A 21,517-nucleotide genomic window follows, 5' to 3' on the forward strand; every position below is an offset into this window, starting at 1 on the left:
GCGAAAAACTCCTCGCAATGATGTATCTAAACAAAAAAGGGCGCTACTATGTAGCGCCCTTTTATCTTATAAATTATTGAAAAATTACCAAATACTTACTCTTTTCTCTGGAGCTAAGTACATGTCATCACCTTCTTTGATATCAAAAGCATCGTAAAATGCCTGAATGTTCAACAATGGTTGAGTAGCTCTAACCAGACCAGGAGAGTGTGGATCCGTTTTGATCTGCGTTCTTAACGCTTCATCTCTACTCTTAGTTCTCCAAACCGTAGCCCATGACATAAAGAAACGCTGCTCTGCCGTAAAACCATCAATATCTTCAGGACGCCCATTTTCAGCGTAGTATTTCTGTAAACCATCATAAGCACCTAACAAACCACCTAAATCTCCAATGTTCTCACCTAAGGTAAACTTACCGTTTACATATACATCTGGTAAAACCATAACACTGTCATACTGCACCGCCAAAGCATCGGCTCTTTCTGTAAAAGCTGCCAAATCAGCTTCTGTCCACCAATTCTTAAGATTTCCATCGGCATCAAAACGAGAGCCGCTATCATCAAATGCATGAGAAATCTCATGCCCTATAACAGCGCCAATACCACCATAGTTTACGGCTTCATCTGCAGTATAGTTATAGAAAGGAGGCTGTAAAATTGCTGCAGGAAAAACAATCTCGTTATTCAGCGGATTAAAATATGCATTTACCGTCTGTGGAGACATTCCCCATTCCGTCTTATCCACTGGCTCACCAATTTCTGAGTAGTTCTTTAATTCTCCCCATTTATTAACAGCGGTCATATTCTCAAAATAAGACTTATCGGCAGAAACTTCCATTGTAGAATAATCTTCCCATTTATCTGGGTAAGCAATCTTAACAGTGAATTTATCTAACTTTTCTATAGCCTTTGTTTTTGTAGAATCGCTCATCCAATCCAAAACAGCAATACGCTCTTTGAAAGCATCGATCACGTTGGCTATCATTAACTCTGCCTTCGCTTTTGCTTCTGGCGGAAATTTAGCATCCACGTACAACTGACCCAAAGCTTCACCAACAGTACCATTTACGGTTGCCAATGCACGCTCATCTGCTGGGCGTTGTTCCTTAGCCCCTCTTAGGTATTTGCTATAAAATTCCCAATTGGCGGTTTCAATTTCAGTAGTCAGTTTACCGGCTGCGCTGTTGAACGTATCCCATCTAATCAATGTCTTAATATCTTCAATAGGTGTTGTTTTCAAAAACTTGTCCAAAGCTTCGGTATACCTCAACTGGGTTACCAAAAGGGTATCGAATTTTTTGGTGATTCCTAAATCGGAAATCATCTTTTTCATATCAATTGTCGACATCATCTCGTCAACTTCAGCAACAGTTCTTGGATTATTGTAGTTTCTAGCATCTCTACGCTCTACTTTATTTAAGCGAGGTTCTGCCAATTGTGTCTCCAATGCCAAAATCTTATCCGCTGCTTTATTAGCATCTGCTTCAGAGTCACCCAATTTCTGCAACATTTTAGAAACGTGTTTTTTGTACTCTTCACGAATTTCAATAGATTTTTCATCTTCCTCCAAATAGAAATCACGATCCGGCAACCCTAATCCATTAGCTCCTAAATAAACGGCATTCATGCTACTATTATTTAAATCTGCACCAGCGCCAATATTAAGGAAAGGAGAAGACACCGCGGCATTGGTAGCCAAAACGGTCTGTAAATCTTTTAGATTTTTTATCGATTCAATTTCCTTAAAAGCTGGTTCCAAAGGAGAAATACCTGCCTTGTTTCTGGCTGCGGTATCCAACTTTGTATCAAAAATAGCCAAAGCCTTAGCTTGATCGGTATCTGCAGCGTAGTTACCACTCTCTTTAGCTGTAGCCAATATTTTCAACACATCGTCATCTGTAGATTTACGAAGTACACTGAAGCCTCCCCAACTTGTTCTATCATCAGGAATTTCAGTAAACTTCATCCAATTTCCGTTAACGTAATTATAGAAATCTGATTTAGGGTTTTGGGTAGTATCCATATTGGCAAGAACAATACCAGGAATTTTTTCTGCCTCGGCAGTTGGTTTAGCCTCTTCTTTACAAGAAGCCAATGCTACCAGACCGGCAGCAAATAAATAAACTTTTTTCATTTTGTGAGTTAGTTTTTAAACGTGTCGATGTATAAGACGTACGTTTTGAGTTTTGTTACAAAAATAACACGATTTTATTTTTACATAGAAAAAATAACTACCAATTCACAACATTAACATTTGACTTCTAGCAATTTATAGTGAAGAAAAAAGAATTAAAAAATACGAGCAAATCTTCTTAACTCACTGAAAACACCACTTTACTCATTAGGTGTTTTATAAGAACACCCTTAAACATACTTTAGAAGTATAATTAAAACAACCGCATTATGAAAAGCACATTAACAATTACCGTAAAAGAACCCTGCAAAGAAAAATTTAGTAATTTTAGTACAACTGAAAAAGGAGGCTTTTGCCAAAGCTGTGAAAAAGAAGTTATAGACTTCACCAAGTTTTCAGATAAAGAACTTATACGTTACCTAGGTACTACAAAAAAGAAAACTTGTGGAATGTTCAAAGCCTCTCAACTGAAAACCTATGAAACCAATTCTTTACACGTTATGAACAGTTCAATGATACATAAAGGCATAGCTATGATGGGTTTTTCATTATTAGCTCTTTGCGCAACAGAAGTTAAAGGTCAAGAATCTGCGAGTATTCAGTCCCCAACAGAAGTGGTTTCCACAGATATAATGGGCGATATTTCATACGTTGAGACAATACAAGAAAAACATACAGTGACCGGTACCATAGTAGATGAAGCCAATGAGCCGTTACCGGGTGTAAATGTTGTTCTAAAGGGTACAGCAATTGGTACACAAACAGATTTTGATGGTAATTTTGAATTTCCGCAACAGCTGGTAGAGAATGATGTATTGGTCTTTAGTTTTATTGGTTACGAAACCAAAACTTACAAAGTAAAGGCTAATGAAAACGCTAATATTAATCTGAACATATCTTTTGACACTTATGATGTTGAACTAATGGGCGAAGTGGTTATAGGCGGTGCATATTCCAGCAAAAGAAATATTTTTCAGAAAATTGGAGATATCTTCAGAAAATGAGAATTAGCCAATTGCTATTCATGTTGCTATGCACTATAACGTGCATTGCCCAACGATCGGATTTTCAGGAAATCGATTTTACTAAAGCCGATAGTATTGCGTTGAAATACAAAGGTGCAAGTCTAAAAAACATTCCTGTACTTACCCACAATCTAACCTCTTCTTTACAAACCGATGTAGAAAAGATCAGGGCAATCTATACGTGGATAGGAACCAATATTGAAAATGATTATTCGTCATACCTAAAAATAAGCCACAAAAGAAAAAGGCTTGCTAAAGACAGGCAAGCCTTTCTAGATTGGAACACTGGTATTACACCAAAAATATTCAAAGCCTTATTGGAACATAAAAAAACTGCCTGTACAGGTTACGCTTATTTGGTTAAGGAAATGACGAACCTGTCAGGATTTGAATGTGATATTATTGATGGCTACGGACGAACCCCTACCTTACTTTTAGATGAAGATAGCTCCCCTAATCATTCTTGGAATAGGATAAAAGTGAATAATAAATGGTATTGGTGCGATGCAACTTGGTCAGCAGGGGAAACTATTATTCTTAATGGCGAACCTATGTTTAACCCAGATTACTTTGATGGATATTTTTTTGCGGAACCAGAATTATTCTCTAAAAACCATTTTCCCATAAATACAGCTAAGCAAGACACTATAAATACCGAAACGTTCAAATCATTTATAAATGCACCAGTTGTGTATAAAGAAGCTTTTATAGAGCCTATAATTTCAATTGCACCAAAGAACATGCATAACCAAATTACCAAGGGAACCAGTGTATCGTTCAAATTGAAAGTCCCCGATGATTTCAATGAAAATATACATCTTTTGTTAAATAAAGGAGGTGGTCAAAAAGTTATAGAACCCACCATTACCAAAGAGGAACGCGAAATCATTTTACAACATACGTTTGATAAAAAAGGAAGCTATGATGTACATATATCTACCAAAGACTATCTTGTAGCAACCTATGTAATCAAAGTAAAATAGTACCTTAAGGCAAGCCGATAAGGCATTCAAAGAAAACAAACTTTTAAATTTGAGGCAAGCCTAGGGGTATTATACCCTTTGGCGACGCCAATAAAATTACTCCGGTGGATACTTACTAAATATCTTATCTACTACCGCTTGTAATTTTTCTGATTTTTCTTGAGGCGAATCCCCCTCACGAAACGGACTTTCACTAATTGCCTGCCAAATAAGAATATCCTTGTTCGCATCAACAAAATCAATTTGTAGTTCGCGGGTAAGTTTAGGTCCACCTACGGGTATGCCTATGGAAACACCACCACCTACTCTACCGCCTCCGCCGCCAAGCCCTACACCAACGTTGTTCCCAGATTGAGATCTAAAAACACTACTTTTAATATTGATAAAAACATCTGGCTCTTCCGCAAACATGTAACCTTTTTCACCGAGAGTGGCATCTAGGGCATCCATGAGTCTTTTTTCGTCCAATTCGCTTAAGCCGGTTTCCATATCACCAAAATAGTTATAAGTAGAATAGGAAGAAAAATCGGTTTGGCTATCATAATCATAATTAACCCTTGCCACACCGCAAGAAGTCAAAACAACCAATAAAGCACCAATTAAAATTGTTCTCATAACAAGGTATTTTCTTAAAATTAAAGAAATTAAAAGATTATTATGTGATTTCACACATGTATTCGATTAAATGTGCTTTCTAAAAATATAACCGTTCTAGTACTCTATGCCAAAACCGCTATTCGTCTTCCTTTTTATCTACAGATTTAGTTAAGGCTGAAGAAATAATTCCTGTTGGAATAGCTACGATACCTAGACCGATCATAAGAATAAAAAATGTAAATACCTTACCTCCAACTGTAACAGGGTAAACATCTCCATATCCCACGGTTGTAAGAGTTATAATTGCCCACCAAAGACTGTCAAAAATTGAGGAAAAATTTTCTGGTTGCACTTCATTTTCAAAATAGTAAATACCAACAGCAGAAAAATAAATCAAAATCAACGTAACTATTAGGAAAAGCAATATTTCTTCTTTTGCCAATGCTATAGCTTTTGTAAAGTGTTTGATAGCTCTATTGTATCGCATCAACTTTAAAATACGGAATAATCTTAAAAACCTAAGTGCTCTTAACGATCTTAAATCAATACCCAACGCTAAATAAAACGGGAGTATGGCCAAAAAATCAATAACGCCATAAAAATTGAATACAAACTTTAATTTATGATCGGCCACATAAATTCTCAGTAAATATTCTATTGAAAAGATTATTACACAAAAAACTTCTATTGCTCTTAACACTTTCCGGGTAGTTACATCTAAATCCGGAATGGTTTCATAAGAAAAAGAGATAATGGAAATAAAAATCAAAGCCTGAATAAAATAGGCAAACACCCTACTTTTTCTATTATCATTAATTTCAACAATATTTTTGAGATACTGTTTCATCAATAATTATTCTGCGTTAAGCATAGCCCAAAGTTTATCTTTTAATTCCACAATACCCATTTGGGCAACTGAAGATATGAACATAAAAGGTGTATCGCCAAACTCAGTATTGAGCTCTGCCTTCATTTCGCTCATTAATTCATCGTCCAACATATCACTCTTAGAAATACAGATAAGTCGATCCTTATCTAATAATTCTGGATTATAGCGGCGCAATTCATCCAACAAAATTTCATATTCCTTACTGATGTCTTTACTGTCTGCAGGAATTAAAAACAATAAATTAGCATTACGTTCTATATGTCTTAAAAAATAATGGCCCAAACCTTTACCTTCTGCGGCACCTTCAATAATACCAGGAATATCTGCCATTACAAAACTTTTGAAATCACGGTACTCCACAATCCCCAAGTTTGGTTTTAAGGTGGTAAACTCATAATCCGCAATTTTTGGTTTTGCAGAGGTAATTACAGATAATAAAGTTGATTTCCCGGCATTGGGAAAACCTACCAAACCAACATCTGCCAATACCTTAAGCTCAAGTAAAAACTCGCCTTCCAAACCATCTACACCTGGCTGTGCATATCTTGGTGTTTGGTTGGTGGCCGTTCTAAAGTGCCAGTTACCTCTACCGCCCATACCACCTTCCAAAAGTATTTTTTCTTCGCCATGTTCCGTAATCTCAAAAAGGATTTCTTTGGTTTCAAAATCCTTTATTACAGTACCTAACGGCACATCTAAATAAACATCTTCCCCATCTGCACCGGTACTTCTGCTCTTACTACCATGTGCCCCATGACCTGCCTTAAAATGCTTTTTGTATTTAAAGTTCACCAATGTCCAAAGGTTTTCATTACCGCGAACAATAATGTGACCTCCACGACCACCATCACCACCATCTGGACCACCTTTGGTAATAAATTTTTCACGGTGCAAATGCACAGATCCCTTGCCTCCTTTACCAGAAGCCAAACTTACCTTAACATAGTCTACAAAATTACCTTCGGTCATTAGTATCTTTTCAGTTCAAAATCCTTGCCGATTAAATTAAGACAAGGTTCTTATTATTTTATATCCTCTATCACTTTGGTTAAACGTTCGGTAATTTCTGCAATTGTACCTATTCCGTTTACACTATGAAATTTACCCTGCGCTTCATAAAACTCTTTTACAGGCGTGGTTTTTTCGTTGTATTCATCAAAACGATTTCTAATCTTGGCAACATCTTGATCATCACTACGACCGCTTACTTTACCCCTTTCCAAAAGGCGCTCTATTAAAATTTCATCATTTGCCTCTAAAGCAATAGTGGCGTTAATGCCCATATCTTTAGACTCTAAGAAATTATCAAGTGCTTCGGCCTGTGCAGCAGTTCTTGGGAAACCGTCAAAAATAAAACCATCGGCATCTGGGTTTTTCTCCACTTCGTCCTGCAGCATTTTAATAGTAACCTCATCTGGCACCAACTCACCCTTATCAATATAAGATTTGGCCAAAGTACCTAACTCCGTTCCATTTTTGATATTGAATCTAAATACATCTCCAGTAGAGATGTGCTTTAAATTATATTTTTCCTTTAAGAATTGTGCTTGTGTGCCCTTGCCGGCTCCTGGCTTACCAAAGAGTACAAGATTGATCATATGTTTTTGGTTTAATTGGTATACTTCTTTTAAGTTTCTTCCTTGCTCGTTGTAATCTAGCCCATATCCTACAATAAAACTATCTGGTATGGCCAGTCCGAAATAATCTATGGCGTACTCCCCTTTGTAAACATCTGGTTTATAAAAAAGACTGGCGATTTTAAACTCTTTTACCTTCGTCTTCGAGAACAAATGCACAAGTTGCTGCAAGGTACGCCCGGTATCAATAATATCCTCTAAAATGATAACACTTCGTCCTTCAATATTATCGGGCACATCCAATAAGGTTTCCACTATGCCCGTTGAAGTTAAACCCTGGTAGGAGCTCAATCTTACAAAAGATACTTCACATGGATGCTCATAAGCCTTTAAAAGGTCAGAAACGAACATAAAAGACCCGTTTAGAACACCAACAAAAATAGGCACCTCATCTTTATAGTCTGCCGCTATTTGATCTGCCACAGATTTAACGGCCTGCAAAATTTCAGACTCGCTTAGAAAAGGTTTGAAAAACTTATCGTGAATTTGTATCAATTTTCATAGATTATCAAGGTTTGCAAAGATAAGGTATTGCCTTGTGTTTTTAATTAGAAAGGAATTGGTTTCTAAGATTTAACCGTATTTTTGTAACACTTAAGGCATTTTATTACTTGCCAAAAGCACAATTATATGAATTATTTTTCTTCAGATTTCAAATTAGGCATTTTAGGAGGTGGTCAACTTGGTAAAATGATGCTTTACGAAACCCGAAAATGGGATGTATTCACAAAAGTTTTAGACGCATCGGCAGATGCCCCAAGCAGAATGTCGTGCAATGAATTTGTACAGGGCAGTCTTTTAGATTTTGATACGGTCTATAATTTTGGAAAAGATGTAGACATATTAACGATAGAAATTGAAAATGTAAATTTAGATGCCTTAGAAAAATTAGAAGATGAAGGTGTAAAGGTATACCCACAGCCTAAGGCTTTGCGTATTATTCAAAATAAAGCAAAACAAAAATTGTTTTATGTGGATAACAATATACCTACCGCAGATTTTCAGCGCTTTGCCTATTTAAGTGAAATTGAGGATAGTATTGGGAACGGAGGATTAAAATTTCCTTTTGTTTGGAAAGTAGCTCAATTTGGATATGACGGACAAGGTGTTAAAGTAGTTAGAAGTTTAGCCGATTTAGAAGGATTACCTACCGGCGAATGTATTGCAGAAACCATGGTGCCGTTTAAAAACGAATTAGCCGTAATTGTTTCTAGAAATGCGGAAGGAGAAATAAAAACCTACCCTGTGGTAGAAATGGAGTTTCACCCAGAAGCCAACCAAGTGGAATATGTAATTTGCCCTGCACGTATTGATAATAAAGTTGCAGATAAGGCAAGGGCTTTAGCACTTAAAGTAGCCGACAAAATAGGCTTGACAGGATTACTTGCCGTTGAAATGTTCCAAACCGAAGATGATGAAATTTTGGTGAACGAAGTAGCCCCAAGACCTCACAATAGTGGACATTACAGTATTGAAGCAAGCTATACCAATCAATTTGAGCAGCACATAAGAAGCATTCTTGGTCTTCCATTAGGAAATACAGACAGTAAAGTAGCCGGGGTTATGGTAAACTTAGTAGGTGCCGAGGGCCACACAGGTAATGTCGTCTACAAAAATATAAACGAAATTTTAGCTATGGAAGGTGTTACCCCGCATATTTACGGAAAAGCACAAACAAGACCATTTCGTAAAATGGGTCATGTAACCATAGTAAATAGTGATCTCAATAAGGCAAGAGCTATTGCCGAAAAAGTAAAGGGAACAATTCAAGTGATTTCAAAATAGATAACATGAGTAAAGTAGCCGTAGTAATGGGCAGCACAAGTGATATGCCCGTAATGCAAGATGCCATAGATATTTTAAAAGGTTTTGACATAGAGGTAGACGTAGACATTGTATCTGCCCACAGAACACCCGAAAAATTGTTCGATTTTAGTAAAAACGCACACACCAATGGCTATTCGGTAATTATTGCAGGTGCCGGTGGTGCTGCTCATTTACCCGGGATGGTAGCATCAATGTCCCCGTTACCCGTTATAGGCGTACCTGTTAAAAGCAGCAATTCTATTGATGGTTGGGACTCTGTACTCTCTATACTTCAAATGCCAGGCGGTGTACCAGTTGCTACCGTAGCATTGAACGGAGCAAAAAATGCAGGTATTTTAGCCGCCCAGATCATTGGTAGCTCAGACAAATGTGTATTGGACAAAATCATTCTTTACAAGGAAGGTTTAAAGCAGAAAGTAATAGATGGCGCTAAAGCTGTAAATGGCAATACTTAAAATATTAGGAATGCACTAGCATCGTTATTAATTAGCCAACATTTCACAAAACAAAACATATGAACAAACCAACCATTGTTTGTATTTCTATAGCTATTTTATTAACGCTCATTCTTTTTATTTATAAACGTAGATTTCACACTAAATACTTAAAACTGTTATTTCGCTTTTTTAGTACATTTCTACTCTTATACTTACTTATTCAATTTTTAGTTTTTATTCGTTGGAAATATTTTGTTCCATCAAACACAAGTAATGATACTGCTAGAAATTTTGCTTTTCTTACAGGAGCTGTTTTTTCATTTACGATATCATTCGTAATTTTATTAATCGATTTTCTCATCAAACTTCTGAGAAACAAAAAAACTTAACATACGGCAATGAATCCATTATTATCCCAATTTGACACCGCTCCATTTTCAAAAATAAAAAACGAGCATTTTAAGCCCGCATTTTTACAATCTATAGAAGAAGCAAGAGCGGAAATAGATGCCATTACAGAAAATACAGATGCACCAACATTTGAAAACACCATTGAAGCCCTAGAATTTTCGGGTCAGCAATTGGATCGCATTTCAAGTGTATTTTTCAATTTGAATTCTGCAGAAACTAATGAAGAGATTCAAAAAATAGCTCAAGAAATTTCTCCACTTTTATCTGAATTTGGCAATGACATTACTTTGAACGAAGCACTTTTTAAAAGAGTTAAAGCCGTGTACGATCAAAAGGATAATCTGGAACTTACTGTTGAGCAAAACACACTTTTAGATAAGAAATATAAAAGTTTCAGTAGAAACGGCGCCAATTTATCTGAAGATAAAAAGAAACGTTTACGTGAAATAGATGCCAAACTGGCGAAATTGAAATTGACATTTGGCGAAAATGTACTTGCCGAAACCAATAAGTATCAATTACACCTGACAGATGAGTCTGATTTAGATGGTTTACCGGAAGGGGCAAAAGAAGCTGCTGCACAATTGGCAACTTCAAAAGGCAAAGAAGATGGTTGGTTGATCACCTTAGATTATCCTAGCTATATTCCGTTTATGAAGTACGCCAAAAACCGCGCATTACGAAAAGAACTTTCATTGGCTTTTGGTAGTAAAGGTTTTCATAATGATGAATTGGATAATCAAGAAAACGTGCTAGAAATAGCCAATCTGCGCTTTGAAAGATCCAATCTGTTAGGCTATAAGACCCATGCCGATTTTGTACTGGAAGAACGTATGGCAGAGACGCCAGAAAAAGTACACTCCTTTTTAAATGAATTGTTAGAAAAAGCGAAGCCAGCCGCAGAGCGTGAGTTTAAACAATTAGAGGATTTCGCCAAAAAATTAGACGGAATTGACCGACTTGAAAAATGGGACAGTAGTTATTATTCCGAAAAATTGAAACAAGAGCTTTTTAATTTAGACGACGAGAAACTAAAGCCATATTTTAAATTGGAGAATGTCATCAATGGCGTTTTCAAAGTAGCTGAAAACCTATTTGACCTTCAGTTTGAAGAGGTAAACGACATTGAAAAGTATCATGACGAGGTTAAAACCTTTAAAGTATATGATGCCAACAAGAATTTTATCTCCTTATTCTATGCAGACTTTCACCCAAGAGCAGGAAAACGTGGTGGTGCCTGGATGACTTCCTTTAAAAGCCAATGGAAGCGTAACGGAGAAAATGTGCGTCCGCATATATCCAACGTGTGCAATTTTACACCCTCAACAAAAAGCAAGCCTTCGTTACTGACTTTTAACGAGGTTACTACCTTATTCCATGAATTTGGACATGGCTTACACGGCATGTTGGCGAACACTACCTACCCTAGCCTATCAGGAACATCTGTATTTTGGGATTTCGTAGAATTACCTAGTCAGGTTTTAGAAAACTGGTGCTATGAAAAAGAAGCTTTAGAACTATTTGCCAAGCATTACGAAACCGGGGAAACTATACCGATGGAACTGGTTGAAAAAATAAAAGAATCTGCAACTTTCCAAGAAGGTATGCAGACGCTACGTCAGTTGAGTTTTGGGTTATTGGATATGTCTTGGCACGGAATAGACCCAACAAGCATTACCAATGTAAAGGCTCATGAAGATGAAGCATTTAAAGATACCAGTCTATACCCAGACACCCCTGAGACTTGCATGAGCACAGCTTTCTCCCACATTTTTCAAGGAGGATATTCATCTGGTTACTATAGTTACAAATGGGCAGAAGTGTTAGATGCAGATGCCTTTGCCTATTTTAAGGAAGAGGGAATTTTCAATAAAGAGGTTGCCATCAAATTTAAAGACCATGTACTTTCACAAGGAGGCACAGAAAATCCTATGGTGCTTTACAAAAGATTTAGAGGTGCTGAACCTAAAGTTGAGGCATTATTAGAACGTGCCGGCCTACTTACCAGTTAACATACTGAAACACTTTATAACAGCTATTAAAATATATAATCAACATGTATTTTAATAGCTGTTCTTTTACCAACATGTGCATGTAGTAGGCTTGAAAACATGTACTGTAAAATATATGTGCATTAAGGCCTACAGCCTTCTAAAAAGACCTAATAATTATAAAAACATACTCTTTTTCAAATATTTAAGCATTATATTGTAAGTATCAATACCAGATTTTACAACTACCGTTTATACCATAAGTCTTAGTCGGCCATTATTAAACACTTTTTGAAATGGAGAAAGAGAACACTCTTTTAGAAAAGAACCAACTATTTTCAGCAACCAAAAAAGTTGCTCAAATTGGTATATTTCAGCTAGACTTAACATCCAATTCCGTTTATTGGAACGATGATTTAAAAGAAATTCACCAAGCCCCTCTTAGCTTTTCTCCATCATTAGAGGAATCATATGGAAATTGTACCAACGTATTTCAAAAAGAACTCCTTTTCAATTTGCATAAAGAAGCTATTAATGAAGGCATACCATTTGAAATATCTTATGAAATTCTAACAAAACAAGGCCAAAAACGCAATTTGCGTACTACTGTTCAACCTATTTTCAAAGCTGGGCGTTGCACTAATCTTCACGGAACCACGGTAGAGGTTTCTCAATTTGAAAATTCAAATATTGAAACGGTTCAATATACAGAGCAATTAAATACCGCGGAAATTCTAGCAAATTCAGGATCGTGGAAATGGAACATTATCACAGATGAATTAATTTGGTCCGATAATTTCTATACTATTTTTGACCACAAAAGAGATACTCCAATATCATATGATGTCTACTTGAATTATGTTCACAAAGAAGACAGAAAAAAAATTTCCGCCAAGTTTAAACGTGCATTAAAGAATAAAATATTTCCAGAATCTATATACCGTATTCAATTAGCAGATGGCACCATAAAGACCCTTAACTCTTCAGGGAAGGTCATAATTAATGAAAAAGGCGATGTTGTTTCCTTAATGGGCACCTGTCAAGATATTACAGAACAGGTAGCTAAAGAACAAGAATTATCTGAAAAAAAACAACAATTAGAGCTTTCTGAAAGCATTAATAAAGCAGGTTCATGGCAATTTACAATAGCAAATGGAGAATTTAAATGGTCAGACAATCTGTATACTATTTTCAACCTAGCTATAGGTGAAAAAATGAATTTTGAAAAATTAAAAAAATTCATCCATCCAGAAGACATAGGACTTATTAAAGAAAAACTTGAAGAAACAATCAAGGAAAAGAAATCTCACACTTTTACACATCGTATTATTTTAAAAAATAATACAATTAAAACAGTTAGGGTAGTCTCAGATGCCTTAACTAATGATAAAGGCGAGGTTGTAGAGTTAATAGGAACCACACAAGATATAACCAAGAGATTGGATGTTGAAAAAGAATTAAAGGAAAAAAATCAGCTGTTAGATTTTGCCGAGAATTTGACAACCATGGGTTATTGGAAATACAAACCGGAAACAGATGATGTGTTTTGGTCAGACAACCTATACACCATATTTGATATTCCAAAAGAGAAAAAGATAACTTTTGATACTTATTTTGATAAAATTCATCCAGCGGACAAAGACATTATAAAAACAAAAATAGACCAATCTATTAGCGAACATAAGTTCCACGATTATACCCATAGAATTATTACGGACAATAACATCATTAAGACCGTTCAAATCTTAGGTAAAGCCACTTATAATGCACAAGATGGTCTACAAGAGCTTTTAGGCGCCTGCTTAGACATTACAGAAAACCAAACCAAAGAATTGGAACTTGCTCAAAAAAACCATCAGCTGAACAGTGCCGAAAAAATGGCCAAAATTGGTTATTGGCATTGGAATACCGCCTCTAATGAAGTGTATTGGTCAGATAATTTACATGCTATATATGGTCACGATAAAAACAAACCTCTAAATTTTGAAACCTATATAAGTTATATACATAAAGATGACCGTGCAGCTATATCCACAAAACTTTCAAATGCCATAATTGCCGGTGATTTTCCAAATTCCACTTATAGAATTCAATTAAATGATGGTTCAATAAAAACGATAAAATCCATTGGTAAAATAGTTAAAAACCAAAATGGGGAAGTTCTTGAGATGTCAGGAACATGCCAAGATATAACTAGCCTTATAAGAACCGAAAAAGAGTTAAAGGAAAAAAACCGTTTACTTTCTGTATCTGAAGAAATGGCAATGATGGGATCCTGGAAATGGAATCCAGGCACTGGGGTCTCAACTTGGTCAGATAATCTTTACCAGATCTACGGTATAGATTTACACACTCCAATTACAATTGAATTATTTTTATCTAGAGTACACCCTAATGATGTGGATAAAGTTAATAATCACATTGCCAAAATTCTAGAAACACGCAAAAGTGAGAAAATATTAACCTTTCGTATTATAAAAGGCGTTAACTCAATTCGATCTTTAGAATTAATCGCTGAAGTTATAGAAGATAAACATGGAAATATTTTAGAATTAATTGGTTCTACACAAGATGTAACCGACAAGGTTAAAGCCCGTAAAGAGATTAAAGAGAAGAATCAACTTCTATCCTATGCTGAAGAAATTTCCAACATGGGATCTTGGCATTGGGACTTAGATCGGGATATTTTAAAATGGTCAGACAATCTGTATAAAATTTATCGTTTAGAATTAGACGCTACCATTAACATGGAAAAGTTTTACTCACAGATACACCCAGACGATATAGCCCAGGTTAAAACGTTAATTACAGAATCCGTCAATGGAGACGAGAAAATTAAATTATTATCATTTCGTATCATTTTAGATGATGGTACAATTCGCTCTATAGAATCACGAGCCGAGTCTAAAAAAAATCATTTAGGTAAGGTCGTTGAACTGGTAGGCACTGCCCAAGACATCACTGAAAAGCTAAAAATTGAAAAAGACATATTGGAAAAAAACCATATGTTAAATTTTGCAGAAGAGCTGGCAATGATCGGGTATTGGCAATTAAACGTCGGCAATGGCTCTTTTATATGGTCCAATAATATGTATAGAATTTTTGGTTTTGAAATGGGCATTACCATGAATTTTGATTTGCTCTTATCCCATACACATCCAGCAGATCGAGAGTTAGTAATGCACAAAAAACAAAACGCCATTGCTACCAAAAAATTTGAAAAATTTACACAACGTATTTTACATGAGGACGGTGAAATAAGGTTCAGCGAAATTGTCGGCAAAGTCATTACCGACAAGGAAGGCAACGCCACAAAAATTATTGGATCAAGTAGAGATATTACCGAAGAAATTTTAGCCCAGCAAAAGATTCTGGAAACCAATAAAAATCTGGAAGAATCTACTGTAAAACTTACTGCCCAAAACAAACAGTTAGCAGAATTCAACCAAATAACATCACACAACCTGCGTGCTCCGGTAAGCAATCTAAATGCTTTACTGAAGCTTTATAACAAAACGCAAAGTGAAGGTAAAAAAATCGAAATATTTGAAAAATTTGAAATTGTAATAGAACGCCTTACCGAAACGTTAAACGCTCTAGTAGAAACCATTACCATAAAAAAGAATGGTGTTGAAATCATACCTAAATTAGATTTTGAGCAAGTTTTGCTCAAAACAAAACAAACACTGGCAGCAACTTTAATAGAAACTAAGGCTAAAATAATTTATGATTTCTCTAAAGCTAAAAACGTAGATTACAACCCTATTTATTTAGAAAGTATATTCTTAAATTTAATAAGCAATGCCATAAAGTACAGATCACCTGATAGAGTTCCGCAGATTTTCATCACTTCAAAAAAAGATAATAATAGAACTGTATTAGAGTTTAAAGATAATGGCTTAGGTATAGATTTGAAAAATCATGGCAATAAGTTATTTGGACTTAACCAGGTTTTTCATAAGCACCCAGAATCAAAAGGAATAGGACTATTTATAACTAAAGCACAAGTATTGGCCATGGGAGGATCAATAACCGCAGAAAGTGACGTTAATATAGGTTCAACTTTTATTGTAATACTAAATTAAAAACAAAATGAAAAATAATATAAACGTATGTATTATAGATGATGATGATGTTTTTCAATACACCATTTTACACACCTTGCAAGTACATAAATCTGTTAACCATATTATTCCTTTCACAGATGGTGCAGAGGCAATGACATTTTTAAAAGCCAACATCAATAATGACCAAGAGTTACCAGACGTCATATTTTTAGATATAAATATGCCCGTAATGGATGGCTACGGGTTCATGCAGCAATACGAAAGTCTAATTCCCAACCTAGCCAAAAAAATAACGGTATATATATTATCATCATCCGTAGACCTTGTCGACTTTGACAAGACTAAGAAGATCAACCAGGTAACAGATTATATAGTTAAACCAATTAGAGATAACCAATTGACGAGAATTCTTGCTGAACTTTAAATCTCAATAATTATGCTGACACTATAAAAAGACTCAGTCCTTACTGGAATAAGCATCATATCCACCCTGTAGGTCTACAACATTATTAAAGCCCAATTCTACCAATCTTGCTTGAGATTTTAAACTTCTACCTCCCTTTTTACAGAAGACATAAATTTTTTTAGTCCTATCAAGTTTTGTCACTTTTTCGTCAAAATCATTAGAAAGCCAGTTAATATTGATTGCACCATGTATACTACCTTCTTTATATTCTTGTGGCGTTCTAACATCTAACAGTATTTCCTTAGCGCTATCAAATCCGTTAAACTTTGATATTGGTTGCGACTCTATTTGTGCTAAAACACACTGACTACTGATAATTAGAACAAATAATAGTATATTTCTCATGATTAAAGTGTTTGTTACCAAAAGTAAACATTATACCTAAAATTATTTTACTTTTGAAATGCAGAAAAAAAATGGAAATACAAAACCTCAATCCAGACAAGTGGGTAGATCTCTATGCAGATTACCTTTTTAATTACGCCATAACTAGGGTAAGCGATGCTGAAATTGCAAAAGATCTTGTTCAAGATACTTTTATTGCCGGATTAAAATCTGCAAAAAACTTTAAAGGCGATGCTGCTGAACGCACATGGTTGATCGCCATATTAAAGCGTAAAGTCATTGACCATTACCGAAAAGCAAATTCAAAAAAAGGAAAGGCCGAGGTTCGTATGAGCTACAGCTCACAAACCGATGCCGAAGGAGATTGGATCGAAGAGCGCATAGCCGATCCCAATAGTAATTTTGAAAATGATCTACTTGAAAATGAAGAACTAGGTCTTGCTATTCAAAATTGCATTTCCAAATTACCTAAAAAACAAGCCGAGGTTTTTACCATGAAAACTATTCAAGGTATGGAAACTGAAGATATTTGTAATGCTTTAGGAATTAATGCGTCTAACCTTTGGGTAATGATACATAGAGCTAGAACTAGCTTAATGGGTTGTTTAAATCAAAATTGGTTTTAATTATGATGATTTCGTGTGAAAAGGCTGCAAATATTTGCAATAAAGCCCAATATAAAGAAGCGACTTTTTGGGAAAAAATAAAGTTGAAGTTTCATTTACTTATGTGTAAAACCTGTGCAAAACACAGTAAAAACAATACAAAATTAACATCGCTTTGTAATCAAGCAAGGATAGCTGTTTTGTCTGACGAAGACAAGAAAAAAATGAAAGAAACCTTCAACAAAGCTAAATAACCAACCTCTCTACAAAAACAAATAACAGCCACCAGAATAAAGGTATTGCCTCTACCCAAAAAGAAGAGAAATATTTACCCTGCTCCTTTTTTGTCATATAAATTACAAGAATTAGTATTGAACAAACTATAGTCATTGCCAACATTCGATTTATGTCCAATTCCGTTTTTAAAAATGAAGCGCCGTAAAAAAGTGCAATCCAAACATAACCTATAATTTTTGCTCCTTTAACACCTACCCTCTGTGGTAAGGTCTTTAATAGCAAGCTATCATATTTTAAATCTCTAATTTCAAAAGGAATCAGAAGTATTAGCACAAACAGAAATCGCTGAACCGTTTCTACCTTTATATTCCACGAAATAGTATCAAGTACTGAAATAGCTGGCAGTATTACGGTTGTACCTGCCCAAACGACAGCGACAATTAAAATCTTCAGTCCGCTTAAGCTTCTAAAGTTTTTATGCCTGGGCAAGACCGGAAGCGCATAAAGCCCCGTAATTGCAGCTAATACCACTAATCCTACAAAAACCCTTTCAGAAAGAAATAACAATTGATAGCCAGCAACAAGCAAGCACCCAAGGCTAAAAAATTGAATGTTTTTTTGATAGGTATTGGTAACTAGAAAATACTTTTCTGCCTCTACTCCAAATTTTACAAAATTGTAGCACGCTATTGACCCAAAAAAGATAAAAAAATAAAGCTCTGGCGGTACGTTTATGTTTAAGGTCAATGCAGTAACATGAACTAAACTAAACACCCCTAAAGACACGTGAATACTAGCATCCAAGTAAAAATCAAAAATCTTTTTGATTATGGTCATTGAACAAAAATAGTTAAAGTGTTTATAACCCATGGTTTTGGTTAAAAACTTTCACCATTAGGCGCCCAACCAAGCACAAATTAAACACATAAAAGTGGTAATTTTGCACTTTATATAACAATCGTATCTATGAAGACTGACGTGTTTGCTCTACGCCATATCGGCATAAGGGAAGAAGACTTAAACAGTATGTTCAATACTGTAGGTGTTGAAAATTTGGAACAGCTTATTTTTGAGACCATACCTGATCATATTCGTTTAAAGGAGCCCTTAAAGCTTGACCCACCAATGAGCGAACATAAGTTTCTTGCGCATAGTGAGGCTTTATCTAAGAAAAACAAGGTGTTTAGAACATACATTGGTTTAGGTTACCATGAAAGTTTAATACCGTCTGTCATCAAAAGAAACATTCTTGAAAACCCAGGCTGGTATACAGCCTATACTCCGTACCAAGCAGAAATTGCACAAGGTAGACTAGAAGCGCTTTTAAATTTCCAGACCATTGTTTCCGATTTAACGGGTATGGAACTGGCAAATGCCTCTTTACTGGATGAAAGCACCGCTGCTGCAGAAGCTATGACTATGCTTTTTGACGTTAGAAGTAGAGAGCAGAAAAAAAACGCAGTAGTAAAGTTCTTTGTTTCGGAAGAAATATTACCACAAACGTTGTCCCTACTAAAAACGCGTTCAATTCCACTAGGTATCGAATTAGTAATTGGCAAACACGATGAGTTTGATTTTAGTTCAGATTTTTACGGTGCATTGTTGCAATACCCAGGAAAATATGGTCAAGTTTATGATTACTCCTCATTTGTATCCAAAGCAAAGGATAATGACATTAAGGTAGCTGTGGCTGCCGATATTATGAGCTTAGTTCTTTTAACACCTCCAGGTGAATTTGGGGTAGATGTTGTAGTAGGTACCACCCAACGCTTTGGTATTCCTTTAGGTTATGGCGGACCTCACGCAGCATTCTTTGCCACGAAAGAAGAATTTAAAAGAAATATTCCCGGTAGAATAATCGGTGTCACCAAAGATACCGATGGCAAACCTGCGCTAAGAATGGCTTTGCAAACTAGGGAACAACATATAAAAAGAGATAAAGCCACATCAAATATATGCACCGCTCAAGTATTATTGGCGGTTATGGCAGGTATGTATGGCGTGTACCATGGTCCAAAAGGATTAAAATATATTGCATCTAAAATTCATGCTACCGCAGTTACTTTAACAGATGCTCTTGAAAATTTAGGCTTGTATCAAGTAAATACTGCTTATTTTGATACTATCACGGTTAAGGCAGATTCACAAAAAGTTCGCCCCATCGCAGAAGCCAATGAAGTTAATTTCTACTATGTGGATAACGACACTATTTCAATTGCGGTAAATGAAGCTACTTCACTAAAAGATCTTAACCAAATTATTTCAATTTTTGCCGAAGCTGTAGGTAAAAAGTCATCTGAGATTACAGAACTATTAAGTTCCACATCAATACCTGAAAATATTGAACGTAGCAGTTCATTCATGGAGAACAAGGTTTTTAATTCCTATCACTCAGAAACAGAATTAATGCGCTACATTAAAAAATTGGAGCGCAAAGACTTGGCCTTAAATCATAGTATGATTTCTTTGGGTAGTTGTACCATGAAGTTAAATGCGGCTAGTGAAATGCTACCGTTAAGTTCATCTAACTGGGGCAATATCCATCCATTTGTACCAGTAGACCAGGCAGAAGGGTACCAAACCATTTTACGTGAACTTGCCAAAGACCTATCTATAATAACAGGATTTGCAGATACTTCTTTACAACCAAATTCCGGCGCACAAGGTGAATATGCAGGATTAATGGTCATTAGAGCATACCACGAATCTAGAGGAGAAGCTGAAAGAAATATTTGCCTTATACCTTCATCCGCCCATGGTACCAATCCGGCATCGGCAGTTATGGCAGGCATGAAGGTCGTAGTTACAAAGACCGATGAAAAAGGCAATATAGATGTTGCCGATTTAGAAGAAAAAGCAAAATTACATTCAGATAAATTAGCCGCATTAATGGTTACTTATCCTTCTACTCATGGCGTTTTTGAGTCGTCTATAAAGCAGATTACCAAAATAATACATGACCATGGTGGCCAAGTCTATATGGATGGTGCAAATATGAACGCCCAAGTTGGGTTGACCAATCCTGCAACTATAGGCGCAGATGTTTGCCACTTAAACCTGCACAAAACGTTTGCTATTCCTCACGGCGGTGGCGGTCCTGGCGTAGGTCCTATTTGTGTTGCACCCCAGTTGGTTCCGTTTTTACCTAGCAACCCTGTCATAGAGACCGGAGGAAAAGATGCTATTACAGCTATTTCTGCTGCGCCATGGGGTAGTTCTTTGGTATGTCTAATATCTTATGGATATATTAAGATGCTAGGGGAACAAGGCTTAACCCAATCCACAAAAATCGCCATTTTGAACGCCAATTATATCAAACATAAACTTGAAGGTAAGTTTGATGTGCTATATACAGGCGAAAAAGGACGCGCAGCACACGAAATGATTTTGGACTGTAGACCTTTCAAGAAAAACGGAATAGAAGTTACGGATATTGCCAAGCGACTTATGGATTATGGTTTTCATGCCCCAACAGTTTCTTTTCCCGTAGCTGGTACGGTTATGATAGAGCCTACCGAAAGTGAAAACTTAGCGGAGTTAGATAGATTTTGCGAAGCTATGACATCCATTCGTGCAGAAATAGATGAATCTAGTGCTGATGAGCCCAATAACGTGCTTAAAAATGCACCGCATACATTAGAAATGACAACAACAGATGAATGGAAATTTCCATATTCAAGACAAAAGGCATCTTTTCCATTACCTTATGTAGCCGAGAATAAATTTTGGCCATCCGTTAGAAGAGTTGATGATGCATATGGAGACCGTAATTTAATATGTACATGCGCTCCTATTGAAGCATATATGGAAACGGAATAACTCTCTAATCACCATATTTTAAAGCCTTTTCTAGATTTTGAAAAGGCT

17 protein-coding genes are annotated in these 21,517 nt (G+C 35.9%); 10 read left to right on the forward strand and 7 right to left on the reverse strand.

The genetic code is table 11. The features are described 5' to 3' along the window. Window positions 1-84: 84 nt before the first annotated feature. Complete coding sequence (locus VBZ51_RS02700; RefSeq protein ID WP_071341322.1) at window positions 85-2,133, reverse strand: M13 family metallopeptidase; 2,049 nt, start codon at window positions 2,131-2,133, stop codon at window positions 85-87. A 269-nt stretch (window positions 2,134-2,402) separates the two neighbouring features. Here VBZ51_RS02700 and VBZ51_RS02705 point away from each other — a divergent pair, with 269 nt between their 5' ends. Together VBZ51_RS02705 and VBZ51_RS02710 are read left to right on the forward strand one after the other, a co-directional pair. After that, window positions 2,403-3,137 carry a carboxypeptidase-like regulatory domain-containing protein gene (locus VBZ51_RS02705; protein ID WP_416575984.1) on the forward strand — a complete coding sequence of 245 codons (735 nt, stop codon included), beginning with the start codon at window positions 2,403-2,405 and terminating at the stop codon, window positions 3,135-3,137. Further along, the gene (locus tag VBZ51_RS02710; protein WP_416575985.1) at window positions 3,134-4,141 is read left to right on the forward strand and encodes a transglutaminase domain-containing protein; all 1,008 of its coding nucleotides are present in this window, start codon (window positions 3,134-3,136) and stop codon (window positions 4,139-4,141) included. The genes VBZ51_RS02705 and VBZ51_RS02710 overlap by 4 nt, the downstream gene beginning before the upstream one ends. Before the next feature lie 96 nt (window positions 4,142-4,237). Here the strand turns inward: VBZ51_RS02710 and VBZ51_RS02715 are convergent, their stop codons facing one another. From VBZ51_RS02715 to VBZ51_RS02730, 4 genes are all read right to left on the reverse strand, one after another. Beyond that, window positions 4,238-4,756 carry a DUF4136 domain-containing protein gene (locus VBZ51_RS02715; RefSeq protein WP_058103871.1) on the reverse strand — a complete coding sequence of 173 codons (519 nt, stop codon included), beginning with the start codon at window positions 4,754-4,756 and terminating at the stop codon, window positions 4,238-4,240. A 118-nt stretch (window positions 4,757-4,874) separates the two neighbouring features. After that, window positions 4,875-5,585: an ion transporter gene (locus VBZ51_RS02720; RefSeq protein WP_416575986.1), complete on the reverse strand. Its 711-nt coding sequence runs from the start codon at window positions 5,583-5,585 to the stop codon at window positions 4,875-4,877. A 6-nt stretch (window positions 5,586-5,591) separates the two neighbouring features. Continuing rightward, window positions 5,592-6,596 carry a GTPase ObgE gene (gene obgE / locus VBZ51_RS02725; protein ID WP_416575987.1) on the reverse strand — a complete coding sequence of 335 codons (1,005 nt, stop codon included), beginning with the start codon at window positions 6,594-6,596 and terminating at the stop codon, window positions 5,592-5,594. A 53-nt stretch (window positions 6,597-6,649) separates the two neighbouring features. Then, on the reverse strand, window positions 6,650-7,759 hold the full coding sequence (locus VBZ51_RS02730; RefSeq protein WP_083414243.1) for an adenylate kinase: 1,110 nt from the start codon (window positions 7,757-7,759) through the stop codon (window positions 6,650-6,652). A 135-nt stretch (window positions 7,760-7,894) separates the two neighbouring features. Here VBZ51_RS02730 and VBZ51_RS02735 point away from each other — a divergent pair, with 135 nt between their 5' ends. The 5 genes from VBZ51_RS02735 (at window position 7,895) to VBZ51_RS02755 (ending at window position 16,421) form a co-directional block, all read left to right on the forward strand. Further along, window positions 7,895-9,049: a 5-(carboxyamino)imidazole ribonucleotide synthase gene (locus VBZ51_RS02735; RefSeq protein ID WP_416575988.1), complete on the forward strand. Its 1,155-nt coding sequence runs from the start codon at window positions 7,895-7,897 to the stop codon at window positions 9,047-9,049. 5 nt (window positions 9,050-9,054) lie between these two features. After that, complete coding sequence (purE, locus tag VBZ51_RS02740) at window positions 9,055-9,546, forward strand: 5-(carboxyamino)imidazole ribonucleotide mutase (protein WP_071341315.1); 492 nt, start codon at window positions 9,055-9,057, stop codon at window positions 9,544-9,546. 380 nt (window positions 9,547-9,926) lie between these two features. After that, window positions 9,927-11,951 carry a M3 family metallopeptidase gene (locus VBZ51_RS02745; protein WP_416575989.1) on the forward strand — a complete coding sequence of 675 codons (2,025 nt, stop codon included), beginning with the start codon at window positions 9,927-9,929 and terminating at the stop codon, window positions 11,949-11,951. Between the two features lie 275 nt (window positions 11,952-12,226). Continuing rightward, window positions 12,227-16,015 carry a PAS domain-containing protein gene (locus VBZ51_RS02750; RefSeq protein WP_416575990.1) on the forward strand — a complete coding sequence of 1,263 codons (3,789 nt, stop codon included), beginning with the start codon at window positions 12,227-12,229 and terminating at the stop codon, window positions 16,013-16,015. 7 nt (window positions 16,016-16,022) lie between these two features. Further along, window positions 16,023-16,421 carry a response regulator gene (locus VBZ51_RS02755; RefSeq protein ID WP_058103878.1) on the forward strand — a complete coding sequence of 133 codons (399 nt, stop codon included), beginning with the start codon at window positions 16,023-16,025 and terminating at the stop codon, window positions 16,419-16,421. A gap of 33 nt (window positions 16,422-16,454) precedes the next feature. On the opposite strand, the gene VBZ51_RS02760 is transcribed toward VBZ51_RS02755, so the two are convergent. After that, a complete protein-coding gene (locus VBZ51_RS02760; RefSeq protein WP_416575991.1) occupies window positions 16,455-16,808 on the reverse strand; it encodes a rhodanese-like domain-containing protein in 354 nt (117 codons plus the stop codon). A 71-nt stretch (window positions 16,809-16,879) separates the two neighbouring features. Between VBZ51_RS02760 and VBZ51_RS02765 the strand changes: the two genes are divergently transcribed. Both VBZ51_RS02765 and VBZ51_RS02770 read left to right on the forward strand, forming a co-directional pair. Further along, a complete protein-coding gene (locus VBZ51_RS02765; RefSeq protein WP_416575992.1) occupies window positions 16,880-17,434 on the forward strand; it encodes a sigma-70 family RNA polymerase sigma factor in 555 nt (184 codons plus the stop codon). Between the two features lie 2 nt (window positions 17,435-17,436). Then, window positions 17,437-17,667, forward strand: a complete 231-nt coding sequence (locus VBZ51_RS02770; protein ID WP_317038724.1) for a hypothetical protein — start codon at window positions 17,437-17,439, stop codon at window positions 17,665-17,667. Here the strand turns inward: VBZ51_RS02770 and VBZ51_RS02775 are convergent. Then, window positions 17,660-18,487: a hypothetical protein gene (locus VBZ51_RS02775; protein WP_416575993.1), complete on the reverse strand. Its 828-nt coding sequence runs from the start codon at window positions 18,485-18,487 to the stop codon at window positions 17,660-17,662. The genes VBZ51_RS02770 and VBZ51_RS02775 overlap by 8 nt on opposite strands. A gap of 129 nt (window positions 18,488-18,616) precedes the next feature. Between VBZ51_RS02775 and gcvP the strand changes: the two genes are divergently transcribed. Further along, window positions 18,617-21,469 (forward strand): aminomethyl-transferring glycine dehydrogenase, encoded by a 2,853-nt coding sequence (gene gcvP, locus VBZ51_RS02780; protein WP_416575994.1) that lies wholly within the window; start codon window positions 18,617-18,619, stop codon window positions 21,467-21,469. The last annotated feature ends 48 nt before the right edge of the window (window positions 21,470-21,517 follow it).

Source organism: Maribacter sp. HS, from assembly GCF_048059195.1.
In the GTDB taxonomy this organism is placed as follows: domain Bacteria; phylum Bacteroidota; class Bacteroidia; order Flavobacteriales; family Flavobacteriaceae; genus Maribacter; species Maribacter dokdonensis.

Excerpts from the sequence above, each read along its gene's own strand:
- VBZ51_RS02700 (WP_071341322.1), bottom strand. The coding sequence starts at position 2,133 with ATGAAAAAAGTTTATTTATTTGCTGCCGGTCTGGTAGCATTGGCTTCT.
- VBZ51_RS02705 (WP_416575984.1), top strand. The coding sequence starts at position 2,403 with ATGAAAAGCACATTAACAATTACCGTAAAAGAACCCTGCAAAGAAAAA.
- VBZ51_RS02710 (WP_416575985.1), top strand. The coding sequence starts at position 3,134 with ATGAGAATTAGCCAATTGCTATTCATGTTGCTATGCACTATAACGTGC.
- VBZ51_RS02715 (WP_058103871.1), bottom strand. The coding sequence starts at position 4,756 with ATGAGAACAATTTTAATTGGTGCTTTATTGGTTGTTTTGACTTCTTGC.
- VBZ51_RS02720 (WP_416575986.1), bottom strand. The coding sequence starts at position 5,585 with ATGAAACAGTATCTCAAAAATATTGTTGAAATTAATGATAATAGAAAA.
- obgE (WP_416575987.1), bottom strand. The coding sequence starts at position 6,596 with ATGACCGAAGGTAATTTTGTAGACTATGTTAAGGTAAGTTTGGCTTCT.
- VBZ51_RS02735 (WP_416575988.1), top strand. The coding sequence starts at position 7,895 with ATGAATTATTTTTCTTCAGATTTCAAATTAGGCATTTTAGGAGGTGGT.
- purE (WP_071341315.1), top strand. The coding sequence starts at position 9,055 with ATGAGTAAAGTAGCCGTAGTAATGGGCAGCACAAGTGATATGCCCGTA.
- VBZ51_RS02745 (WP_416575989.1), top strand. The coding sequence starts at position 9,927 with ATGAATCCATTATTATCCCAATTTGACACCGCTCCATTTTCAAAAATA.
- VBZ51_RS02750 (WP_416575990.1), top strand. The coding sequence starts at position 12,227 with ATGGAGAAAGAGAACACTCTTTTAGAAAAGAACCAACTATTTTCAGCA.
- VBZ51_RS02755 (WP_058103878.1), top strand. The coding sequence starts at position 16,023 with ATGAAAAATAATATAAACGTATGTATTATAGATGATGATGATGTTTTT.
- VBZ51_RS02760 (WP_416575991.1), bottom strand. The coding sequence starts at position 16,808 with ATGAGAAATATACTATTATTTGTTCTAATTATCAGTAGTCAGTGTGTT.
- VBZ51_RS02765 (WP_416575992.1), top strand. The coding sequence starts at position 16,880 with ATGGAAATACAAAACCTCAATCCAGACAAGTGGGTAGATCTCTATGCA.
- VBZ51_RS02770 (WP_317038724.1), top strand. The coding sequence starts at position 17,437 with ATGATGATTTCGTGTGAAAAGGCTGCAAATATTTGCAATAAAGCCCAA.
- VBZ51_RS02775 (WP_416575993.1), bottom strand. The coding sequence starts at position 18,487 with ATGACCATAATCAAAAAGATTTTTGATTTTTACTTGGATGCTAGTATT.
- gcvP (WP_416575994.1), top strand. The coding sequence starts at position 18,617 with ATGAAGACTGACGTGTTTGCTCTACGCCATATCGGCATAAGGGAAGAA.